The organism is Mesonia profundi (assembly GCF_031085155.1).
Taxonomy (GTDB): Bacteria; Bacteroidota; Bacteroidia; order Flavobacteriales; family Flavobacteriaceae; genus Mesonia; species Mesonia profundi.
In genome coordinates, this window is sequence record NZ_JAVHUL010000046.1 from 8,458 (window position 1) to 18,912 (window position 10,455).

Genomic DNA, 10,455 nt, shown 5'->3' on the forward strand with positions numbered 1-10,455 from the left:
AATTGTATCGAAGCCACATGTAGGAAATATGACAATTTCAAGATGTGTTAATTTGAAAATGTGCCAATTTGAAAATGATTCACGGCGGCTGAGTGATTTTCCAAAGAAAATTGTATCGAAGCCACATGTAGGAAATATGACAATTTCAAGATGTGTTAATTTGAAAATGTGCCAATTTGAAAATGTTTCAATGTGCCAATTTGAAAATGATTCACGACGGCTGAGTGATTTTCGATAGCCCAGAAACTTCGGGGTGTATCGAAGCTATAAGTACTTCATGATTCTTTATTGAGTATTGAATATTCCTTTATTCCCAACTTTTCACTTCTCATGGTCGCTATAATTCCGCTCAAACTACTTTTCTTCGTGATTGTCAATAAACAAATAAAAGTCTAGACTCTAGCATCTATTTTCTATGCTCTATTTGATACTCACTTTTCACTTTTAGTTTTTCACTTATCACTTTAAAATCCTTACCTTTAAGCCAGTAAAAAACACTATGAACACAACCAAAAGAAGCCTCGGAATAGCAGCTCTTATTCTTTTTAGTGCCTGCCAAAATCAACCCGAAAAAAAAACCGCCAACACACAAGAATCTCAAAATATGCCGCAAATGTTAGAAAAATGGGACGGACCTTATGAAGGAGTTCCCGCCTTTGATCAAATGGAAGTGGGGAAAATAAAGCCCGCTATTCTTCAAGGAATGGAAAAACATTTAGCAGAATTGGATGACATCAGCAAACAAGAAGCGGAACCTAATTTTGAAAATACCATTGTAGCAATGGAAGAAGCTGGAAAGCCGTTGGATCGCGCTTTTACTTACTACGGAATTTACAGTAGCAATAAGTCTTCAGAAGAATTTAGAGCTGTTCAAAAAGAATTGGCTCCAAAGATAGCCGAGTATCAGTCTAAAATTTTACAGAATGAGAAACTCTTTCAGCGCATCAAAAGCGTTTACGATCAATCACAAAAGGAGACGTTAAGTGATCAAAAGCAGCGTACCCTCGAATTGATTTATGAGCGATTTACGATGAATGGCGCCAACCTGTCTCAAGAAGACAAAGCGCGCTACGCCGAGATTGAAAAAGAACTTTCCAACCTCTACACCAACTTTTCCAACAACGTACTCGCCGATGAGGAGAATTATGTGGTGTATTTAAACAAAAATCAATTGGGCGGTTTACCCGAATCGTTTAGTAAAGCTTCTGCTACAGCAGCCGAGGAACGCGGAGAAAAGGGAAAATATGCCATTACGAACACGCGTTCTTCGATGGATCCTTTTTTAACCTATTCAACCGACCGGGAATTGCGAGAAAAAGTATGGAACAATTACTATTCGCGTGGTGATAACGATGATGAATACGATAATAAAGACCTGATTGCTAAAATTTTGAAACTTCGCGATGAGCGCGTAGGACTGTTAGGTTTCGATAATTATGCGTCTTGGCGTTTACAAGATCGAATGGCTAAGACTCCAGAAAATCCGATGAATTTAATGGAAGCCGTTTGGCCAGCCGCAGTCGCAAGAGCCAAAGAGGAAGTGGCTGACATGCAACAAGTAGCCGATAGAAATGGTGACAACCTAAGTATTAAGCCTTGGGATTACCGCTATTATGCCGAGAAAGTACGCAAAGAGAAATACGATTTAGACAGTGAAGAAATCAAAGAATATTTGGTTTTAGACAATTTAAAACAAGCTTTGTTTTTCACAGCAGGAGAGTTGTTTAATTATAATTTTTCTAAAATCACCGACGGAAGTGTTCCCGTATTTCATCAAGATGTAGAAGTCTATGAAGTGACACAAAAGCAAACAGGAGAGATGGTTGGTTTGTGGTATTTAGATCCGTATGCTAGACAAGGAAAGCGAAGCGGAGCTTGGGCAACGACTTACCGCAGCAAAACTAAACTTGGAGGGAATAAGCCGGTTTTAGCTTCTAATAATTCCAATTTTATCAAACCAGCTCCGGGGGAACCAGTATTGGTTTCTTGGGATGATGCCGAAACCTTTTTCCACGAATTTGGACACGCCTTACATTTTCTTTCTGCGCGGGTAGATTATCCTACATTAAATGGCGGAGTAAGAGATTATACTGAGTTCCAGTCGCAATTATTGGAGCGTTGGTTGTCTACAGATAAAGTGATCAATCAGTTTTTACGTCATTATAAAACCGATGAGGTGATTCCGCAGCAATTGGTAAATAAAATTAAAAAAGCAGCGACTTTTAATCAAGGTTTTGGAACTACCGAGTTTTTAGCTTCGGCTTTAATGGATATGAAATTGCATACGAGCGATCCTGAAAATATTGATGTAGCCGAATTTGAGAAGAAAACTTTGGAAAGTTTAGGATTACCTGAGCAAATTGTGATGCGTCACCGTACCCCACATTTCGGACATATTTTTGCAGGGGAAGGTTATTCCGCCGGTTATTACGGTTATTTATGGGCCGATGTACTTACGGCAGATGCTGCGGAAGCTTTCGCGGAAGCACCAGGCGGTTTTTACGATAAGGAATTGGCAGATAAGTTGGTGAAATACCTTTTTGCACCAAGAAATGCGGTAGATCCTGCCGAAGCTTATCAGCAGTTTAGAGGAAGAGAAGCCAATATTGATGCGTTGATGCGCGATCGTGGATTTCCAGTTCCTACAGAGGAGAACAAATAAGATGAAAAAGTTAATCGGATTCTTGTGCGGAATTTTACTCGGATTTGGAGCGATGGCTCAAACTGATGGGATTCCGCAAGATTTCGGTTATATTTCAGATTCTTTACCGCTGTTAGTCTTAGAAATACGTTATGCGGGAAGTCATAATTTCACGGGAAAACCAGTAAATGGCTATGAAACACCTCAAGGCATCTTAAGCAAACCGGCTTTAATTCAGCTAAAAAAAGCTTATCAGTATTTCTTGAAGAAAGGCTATATCTTTAAGTTTTTTGACGCCTATAGACCCCAAACAGCGGTAAATCATTTTAGAACTTGGGCGCGGGATCCAAGTGATACCTTAATGAAAAAAGAATTTTATCCCAAACTTCAGAAAAAGGATTTATTTAAACTAGGTTATATTTCTACTCAATCTGGGCATTCGCGCGGGAGCACACTAGACCTCACTCTAATCGATTTAAAAACAGGGGCAGAACTGGATATGGGAAGTCCGTATGATTTCTTTGGAACAATTTCTCACCACAATACTCAAAAAATTACCGAAGCACAAAAGCAAAATCGTTTGTTGTTAAAACAAGGCATGCGAAAATTTGGCTTTATCGCTTACCCCAAAGAATGGTGGCATTATACGTTATACAACGAACCTTTCCGAAATACATATTTTGATTTCCCTATACGCTAATGTGGTGATTTGCTAATTTGAAAATGTGATGATTATAAAATGTGTTGATGTGAGAATTTGAAATTTAAGTCTAGATTCTAGCGTCTATTTTCTAGAATCTATTCTAAACCACCTTCAAACTACTATATCCCTGCCCATTCTGACTCAGTTGAATTTGAGTCGCGATGCGTTCTTTTAGACTCGCAACGTGACTAATTACACCAATCATCTTTGAAGATTTGGCTTGTAGAACTTCCAAGGTGTCTAAAGTCTGATCTAATGTTTCAGGATCTAGGGTACCAAAACCTTCGTCTATAAAAAGACTGTTGATTTCTACATTGCGTGAAGCAAAATCAGATAGCGCTAAAGCCAAGGCTAAACTCAGCAAAAAAGTCTCTCCGCCAGATAAAGTTTTCACCGATCTTCGCTGTCCGCCCATATGTTCATCGATGGCCACCAAACTATCATCTTCATCGGTTAGCGGTTTGTCCATTTTATACCGGTCGGTGAGTAGCACTAAACGCTTGTTGGCTAGGATCAGCAATTGGGATAAGGTTAAATCTTGCGCATAGTCGTTAAATTTCTTTCCTTTCGCATCGCCTATTAATTGGTTTAAAATCTCCCAACGCTTATTCACTTTTAATTGCTCACTTATTTTTTCTTTTAGTTTCTTAATCGTAATATGATACTCCTCTTGGTTTTTAAGGATACGTTGCAGCTCACTGAGTTCTTCTTCTAGTTTTTGCAGTTGTACTTGTTGCGTTTCTAAGGAAGTTTCCAATTCGGATAAAGCTTGCTGAACTACTTTTTCGTTCAAAGACTCCTCTTGCTTCTTCGACTCTTTTAATCGAGTTTGTAAACTGATTTCTAAGTTTTTAAGTTGCTGTTTTTCTTCTTGATACTGATTCACTAACGGATGTGGCAACAGGTTTTTTGTGGCTTCAAAAATGCTGGAATACTTCAGTTGAGTTAAATTGTTTAACAAATTGGTAGAGCGATGTTGATGCTGCCCGTCCAGTTGATTTAAGGCATTCTCATTTTCTGCCTTATTTTTTTTCAGCAAACTTATATTTTGTTGCGTTCGTAAATACCCTTGCTCCAAATCACTAATTTCCGTTTCAAAATCCACTCCTTGGTAATGCTCCCTAATGGCCTCTTTTACTTCAGTTCCTTGAGCTAATAAGTCTGCTAACTCATGCAGTGCTTTTCGGTTTTTCTCTAGCTGCAGCTCGTGTTGTTGCAACTTCCCGAATTCTTGTAAGGCTTTATACTTCGCATTCAGTTCTTCTTCCAAATCGGAAAAAGAGCGTTCTTTCCATTGTTTTAAATGCGCTCTAAATGCGTTCTGATAGCTTTCTTTCTTCGTTTTGAATTGCTCTTGCCAGCTTAAAATCGATTCTTCTAACTGCTTGTTCTTCTTGGTAGTCTCCTCGAGTTGCGTTTTTATTTTAGTAAGCTGCTGCTGACATTCTTTTACATCACTGCGTAATTTTTTGATGCCTAATTCCAAATCATTCTCGGTTTGGGGTAGGTGAGTGGCATAAGGATGCTCTTCGCTACCACAAAGCGGACAAGGAGTTTCGGGTTGTAAATCTTTGCGGTAATCTTCTAATTTTTTCTGTAAATCAACTACTTTTTTGGCATTTTCCTTGGCCTCCAATTGTGCTGATAATAACTTTTCTTGTTGCCCTAAACCTTCTATTTGGACAGGGAAATCGGTAATGTCAGCTTTATTGGCGGTTAATTCTTTCGTCAATTTAGCAACCTCTTTCTTTATTTCTTCAATTTCTAAGGAAGATCTTTCTGCAGTTCTGATTTGCTTTAGCTGAAGCTGAATTTTTTCCTGCTCCAATTCAACCGAAGTGCTATCCGTAAAAGAATAACGAGTTTTAAGACTTTCTGACTCCTCTTTATTTTGCTGAATAAACCTTTCAACCTGCTGGAGCGTTTCTTGGGGATTCTGGATATTCAGCTCTATTTGAAATTCTTTTAATTCCAAACCTATATTCTTCCCCAATCCTTTGTATTCACTTAAGATTGAGCCTCTTTTTTCATATAAAGCGCGTAGCTTTTGCTTGTAATTATTTAGGCGTTCTTGAAAATTGGTATCTGTAATTTCTAAACCAAAGATCCTTAAAAACCGGTTCTTATTTTCTTGAATTTTGGTTTTGAGTTCTTGTAAGCTTTTTTGGTATGCCTCTTTTTTCTTCTGAAAATCATTCAGCTGTTTCGTATCATTTTTCCATTGATGAATTTCTTCCGTAAAGCCTTGCAAATCTTGATGCTTTTTTAAAGCTAGACCCTTCTCTTTTTCGAAGTCTTGCCATTGCGTCTTATTTTTTTCTTGCTGTTGAAGCAATCCTTGTTGGGCATCAAGAAGCTTCGTTAAATCGTTTTTGTCTTTTATTTGAAGTTGGAGCAAAGCTATCTTTTTTTGTAACTGCTCTTGATTCGTTTTTTGATTTTTCGCCTGACTGGATTTTTCGGTATATTCCTTTTCAGGAATTAGTTGCTCTTCGATGGTATTGATTTTCATCTTTTGCTCGTGGATCCCTTTTTCCATTTCCTTATAGGTGAAATACGCCAGTTTCCCCAATTCACGGTAGATGCCAGTGCCCGTGATTTTTTCTAATAATTCGCCGCGTTCATCTTTTTTTACTTGCAAAAACTTGGCAAAATCACCCTGCGCCAAGACAACAGATTTGATAAACTGCTCGTAATTGAGTCCGATGAGTTCTTCATTTTTTGTGGGAACATCAAGCTTTTTTAAATCTAAAGAGCTATTTGTGACTAGATCAGATAGAAACATTTGATAATCTCGTAAATTTCCCGTCCTGGCGGTAGAAATTTCCCAACGCGAACAAAACTTTCCCTGAGCGCAAGAATAGGTCACCTGCGCGTAAGCTTCACTCTGATTACGGGTAAGAATGGCTCCCTTTTTTACTACTTCGGTATTGCTCATTCTTCCCAATCGCGGCACTTGATTAAAAAGTGCTAAAGAAATCACATCCAAAAGCGTGGTTTTACCGCTTCCTGTAGGTCCTGTGATCGCAAATAAATTGTTCTGTACAAAAGGAGCTTTGGTAAAATCTACCTCGTGTTCTCCTTTTAAAGAATTGATATTTTTAAACTGAAGTTTTAAAATTTTCATAGGGAAGCAAAGCTTAATCGGAGGTGGTTAGCATTTCTTTTAATTCATCAAAAGTGTGGAGGAGTTCTTGGCGCTCTTCGGGTAGAAAAGCTTCGTTTTCTAATAACGACTCAAAGACCTCTTTGGGTTTTAGATCTTCCAAGTTTTGCTGCGCGCCAAACACAGCGCTACTTTGCTGTTGTTGCTCTTTAAACTGCGTACGGTATTTGATAATCTCTAGGTGATCCTTGCTAAAGTTGCTCACCAACTCATCTAATTGTGCTAGTTTTTGAGTGCTGTATTGCTCTTCCTTCATTTCTACTTCAATTAAAGAGTCTAACTGACCTTCATGTTGAAGGACTTCTAATTTCTGCTGAAGTTCTTCTAAGCTTCCACTAATTTTTAAAAGTTTTCTAAATGGAGGAATTGCTATGCTTTCAGGTTCAAATCCGTTTTGGGTATCGATGAGAAGCACTCGTTTTTCATCTTGGCGTTCGCTAAAAGAAAGCATAAGGGGAGAACCGCTGTAAAATGTGGGAACTTGTGCATTCACCCGTTGCGGCTGATGGATATGTCCTAACGCGATGTACGAAAAATAGGTGTTGAATTGCTCGGCTTTAAAGGCAGCTTGATTTCCAATTTGGATATCGCGTTCACTCTCTGATGTACTCACGCCGGCAGCATATAAATGCCCCATCGCTATTGCTGGAATATGAGGGTAAGTTTGTTCACAATAAGCTGCGGCTTCATCAAATTTAGCTTGAATTCCTTTTCTTATTGCCGCCAATCGGTCTTCGTAAGTGTTGCCTTCGCTCGCCAAACGCACATCAGAATCTCGCAAATAGGGGAGAGCGGCGATGATGATTTCGGAATTTTCTTTGTTGGGCAAAGGAATAATACAATCTTGTATCATTTCGGGCAAACCGCCAATCACATTCATTTCTAACGCAAGTAATAAATCTTTTGGGGCATCGAGCATACTGGGAGAATCGTGGTTTCCGCCAGTAATCACCAAGTGACAGTCTAAATTTTTTAAAGCGATTAAAGCCTGAAAGTATTGTTTTCTCGCTTCCGCGGAAGGGTTAGCAAGATCAAACACATCTCCAGAAACCAAGATCGCATCGATTTGTTCTTGATGAACGAGGTCACAAAGCCAACCGATAAATAAATCAAAATCCTGATATAAATAATGTTTGTGCAGGCGCTTGCCAATATGCCAGTCGGCAGTGTGTAAAATTCTCATGAAATAAAAGAAATTATAGAAGGTTCAATTTACAAAGTAAATATCCAAATCTAAAATGAATTGAATTAAATAAGAAAATGCTTTTTAAAACCGATATCCCAAGTTAAAACCAAACTTACCTACTATAGAAATGTCGGTGGCATCGGTATTGAAAAGATTTCTTCCTACACCGCCTACGAGTTCAAAAACAATTCCTCTTTTGGTTACCCATTTACCGCCAACCCCAAGACCGAGAGCAAAATCTGAATAGTTTTCTTCACTATAAGATGAAAAGGCACCATTGGGGGCATAGTAATATTCTTCAATCTTCATAGAAGAAAACATCCCAAAACCTTCTACAAAAAAGCCTGCGGCATATTTTTTACTAAAATAAACTCGATAATAAGGAGAAACGTAAAAGTTTAATTCATCATTAAAAACCTCTCTGTCAAAAGGAATAAAAACAGATATTCCAGCTGATGAGTCGTTATTTAAACTTCGTTCATAGGCAACTTCAAAAGCGCCAATTAAGAGCATCACACCGTTTAATTTGACTTCGTTCTTTTTTATAAGAATTGACTAAAGTATCTTCTTGGGCTATTATTTGTTGCATAGAAAGTAACGCAAAACTAAGGAGTAGAATTTTTTTCATTATATTTTAAATCTTGAATATGGATTAATTCATATTAACTTATAGATGTAAATATTCATAAATAGTTGCTTAAAATCCTAAGTTTATTTTATTATTTCTTTTTATTTGTAAGGAAATTAAACTAAAATATTAATTTACATTCGATGGCTAAATCTGGATCTGAAAAAAACACCAAGAATAAAGCGAAACATACTAAGCTTATGAATCGTAAGAAGAATAAAGCCCGTGAAGAAAAGGAAGCTAGAAAAGCGAAGTTAAAAGAATTAGTGGAAAAAATGAAACAGAAAAAGTAAATAGAGTTTAGTAGTTAAATACCTACTTTTACTGTAATTTAACGTATTGATTTTAATATATTTACAATACATTCAATTGTCAGTTCGAGCGCCAGCCCGAAAGATTTCATTCTGGCGGGGAGTCGAGAACTTTTCGGACATTAAAAGTAGGTTTCGACTGCGCTCAACCAGACATATAGCTTATACTTAAACAGTAATCTATGCAACTAACTACTGACCTCTAAAAAGTAAATTGGAAGTAGCGACTATTTTTATGCATGTTCTTTAAATAAGTCAATCTCGATTTCTAGCATAGAAGAAGAACCACTTCTTTTTTTGAATCATGAATAATGGCTATCTTAGTTTTTTATGAGAATTAAACTCCTAAAACCTATAAACTCTACAACTCCATGGAAAAACCAAAACCCATAAAACGTCACGAAGCGCTACAACCTTTAAGCAGACAGCACCATTTTGGACTTTTATTTTCTTGGAAAATAAGAAAAGGTTTTGCTAAAGAAATTTCTATAAGTAGAATGAAAGCTTATGCAGATTGGTTTTTTGAGAAAGAAATTCAACCTCATTTTAGACTGGAAGAAGAATTCGTCTTTCCAGTTTTAGGACCTGAAAATCCTCTAATAGAAAGAGCTTTACAGGAACATCAAGAAATTAAAGCGCTTTTTGAAGACACTAAAGAACCTTCGAAGTCCCTGAGCATTCTAGAAGAAAAACTAAAAGATCATATTAGGTTTGAAGAGCGGACTTTGTTTAATAAAATACAAGAAGCGGCGACTATTAGTGAAATGGAAAAGATAGATGAAATACATCTTCAAATTTCTACACCAGATGAGTATACCGATGCTTTTTGGGAAAATTAAAGGTCTGCTTTTCCTTTTACGCCTTTAAAAAAAAGTTGTAAAAGTCTGCTGTCTTTTTCATAATCCCCAGTAGGGTAGAAGGCTTGTCCTATTTTAACGACTTTCCTTTCATAGTCAAAACTAACCGGAATAATAGGAACTTCTGCGGCTAGAGCGATGTAATAAAATCCTGTTTTCCAGTTCAATACTTTTTTTCGGGTTCCTTCTGGTGCTAAGGATAATCGAAATTCCTCTTTTTCTGCAAAAATTTGAGCAATGGCTTCCACTTTATTCTGACCTTCGCTTCTATCAATTGGTGTACCTCCCATCCATCTAAAATAGGCACCAAAAGGCCAACGGAATAATTCTTTTTTTCCTATAAAATCAATAGGGATTTTTATAATACTTCTAATTAATACTCCAAGATAAAAATCATGCCAGCTGGTATGTGGAACGACAATAATCACCGATTTCTTTATTGCCGGATCAAATGCGCCTTCCAGCTTCCAACCTAATAGTTTAGTGAATATGTAATGGGTCATTATTTCGCTTTAAGCGAGCTAAAATAGGGAATTTTTAACTAAAAAAAGCGAGAGTTTTGACTCTCGCTTTTTACTTATTCTCAGTTGTCCCGTCCTAAAATAGCGATACACAAAAACCGGGTGTATATGAAAACATCAGAAAAGAGTGGGTACCAGAAGAAAACCCAAAAAGATTATTCGCTTTCTTTTAAACTTCAATTGGTTGAAGATATTGAATCTGGACGACTCAATAGATTAGATGCTCATCTTAAATATGGTATTCAAGCTAGATCTACAATAACGCAATGGTTAAGAAAATATGGTACATTTGATTGGGAAAACCTATCCGTTACCACTATGGCAAAGACACCAGAACAGAGAATCATTGAATTAGAAGCTAAAGTAATGGACTTCCTAGTAATTTTGTGACTAATTTTATTAGGCCGCTTTGTTAAAAAATCCTTTTAATTTTAGTTCCATT

Annotated in this window: 9 protein-coding genes; 5 read left to right on the forward strand and 4 right to left on the reverse strand. The window is 37.2% G+C overall.

Translation table 11 applies throughout. The features are described 5' to 3' along the window. Nucleotides 1-499 precede the first annotated feature (499 nt). Together RBU60_RS12900 and RBU60_RS12905 are read left to right on the forward strand one after the other, a co-directional pair. Nucleotides 500-2,662: a M3 family metallopeptidase gene (locus RBU60_RS12900; RefSeq protein WP_308865464.1), complete on the forward strand. Its 2,163-nt coding sequence runs from the start codon at nt 500-502 to the stop codon at nt 2,660-2,662. A gap of 1 nt (nt 2,663) precedes the next feature. Next, nucleotides 2,664-3,341 carry a M15 family metallopeptidase gene (locus RBU60_RS12905; protein ID WP_308865465.1) on the forward strand — a complete coding sequence of 226 codons (678 nt, stop codon included), beginning with the start codon at nt 2,664-2,666 and terminating at the stop codon, nt 3,339-3,341. A gap of 103 nt (nt 3,342-3,444) precedes the next feature. Here the strand turns inward: RBU60_RS12905 and RBU60_RS12910 are convergent, their stop codons facing one another. From RBU60_RS12910 to RBU60_RS12920, 3 genes are all read right to left on the reverse strand, one after another. After that, complete coding sequence (locus RBU60_RS12910) at nt 3,445-6,471, reverse strand: SbcC/MukB-like Walker B domain-containing protein (RefSeq protein WP_308865466.1); 3,027 nt, start codon at nt 6,469-6,471, stop codon at nt 3,445-3,447. Between the two features lie 13 nt (nt 6,472-6,484). Further along, nucleotides 6,485-7,693 carry an exonuclease SbcCD subunit D C-terminal domain-containing protein gene (locus RBU60_RS12915; RefSeq protein ID WP_308865467.1) on the reverse strand — a complete coding sequence of 403 codons (1,209 nt, stop codon included), beginning with the start codon at nt 7,691-7,693 and terminating at the stop codon, nt 6,485-6,487. An 84-nt stretch (nt 7,694-7,777) separates the two neighbouring features. Then, nucleotides 7,778-8,248 (reverse strand): DUF3575 domain-containing protein, encoded by a 471-nt coding sequence (locus RBU60_RS12920; protein WP_407660209.1) that lies wholly within the window; start codon nt 8,246-8,248, stop codon nt 7,778-7,780. Between the two features lie 219 nt (nt 8,249-8,467). Between RBU60_RS12920 and RBU60_RS12925 the strand changes: the two genes are divergently transcribed. Together RBU60_RS12925 and RBU60_RS12930 are read left to right on the forward strand one after the other, a co-directional pair. Further along, nucleotides 8,468-8,617: a hypothetical protein gene (locus RBU60_RS12925; protein WP_308865469.1), complete on the forward strand. Its 150-nt coding sequence runs from the start codon at nt 8,468-8,470 to the stop codon at nt 8,615-8,617. A gap of 389 nt (nt 8,618-9,006) precedes the next feature. Next, a complete protein-coding gene (locus RBU60_RS12930) occupies nt 9,007-9,474 on the forward strand; it encodes a hemerythrin domain-containing protein (protein ID WP_308865470.1) in 468 nt (155 codons plus the stop codon). Here the strand turns inward: RBU60_RS12930 and RBU60_RS12935 are convergent. Continuing rightward, on the reverse strand, nt 9,471-9,995 hold the full coding sequence (locus RBU60_RS12935) for a 1-acyl-sn-glycerol-3-phosphate acyltransferase (RefSeq protein WP_308865471.1): 525 nt from the start codon (nt 9,993-9,995) through the stop codon (nt 9,471-9,473). The two genes, RBU60_RS12930 and RBU60_RS12935, sit on opposite strands and share 4 nt — an antisense overlap. Nucleotides 9,996-10,121: 126 nt before the next feature. Here RBU60_RS12935 and RBU60_RS12940 point away from each other — a divergent pair, with 126 nt between their 5' ends. After that, nucleotides 10,122-10,403, forward strand: a complete 282-nt coding sequence (locus RBU60_RS12940; protein ID WP_308865472.1) for a transposase — start codon at nt 10,122-10,124, stop codon at nt 10,401-10,403. The last annotated feature ends 52 nt before the right edge of the window (nt 10,404-10,455 follow it).

Coding starts and splice junctions, on each gene's coding strand:
- RBU60_RS12905 (WP_308865465.1), top strand. CDS start 2,664: ATGAAAAAGTTAATCGGATTCTTGTGCGGAATTTTACTCGGATTTGGA.
- RBU60_RS12940 (WP_308865472.1), top strand. CDS start 10,122: ATGAAAACATCAGAAAAGAGTGGGTACCAGAAGAAAACCCAAAAAGAT.
- RBU60_RS12935 (WP_308865471.1), bottom strand. CDS start 9,995: ATGACCCATTACATATTCACTAAACTATTAGGTTGGAAGCTGGAAGGC.
- RBU60_RS12925 (WP_308865469.1), top strand. CDS start 8,468: ATGGCTAAATCTGGATCTGAAAAAAACACCAAGAATAAAGCGAAACAT.
- RBU60_RS12915 (WP_308865467.1), bottom strand. CDS start 7,693: ATGAGAATTTTACACACTGCCGACTGGCATATTGGCAAGCGCCTGCAC.
- RBU60_RS12900 (WP_308865464.1), top strand. CDS start 500: ATGAACACAACCAAAAGAAGCCTCGGAATAGCAGCTCTTATTCTTTTT.
- RBU60_RS12910 (WP_308865466.1), bottom strand. CDS start 6,471: ATGAAAATTTTAAAACTTCAGTTTAAAAATATCAATTCTTTAAAAGGA.
- RBU60_RS12930 (WP_308865470.1), top strand. CDS start 9,007: ATGGAAAAACCAAAACCCATAAAACGTCACGAAGCGCTACAACCTTTA.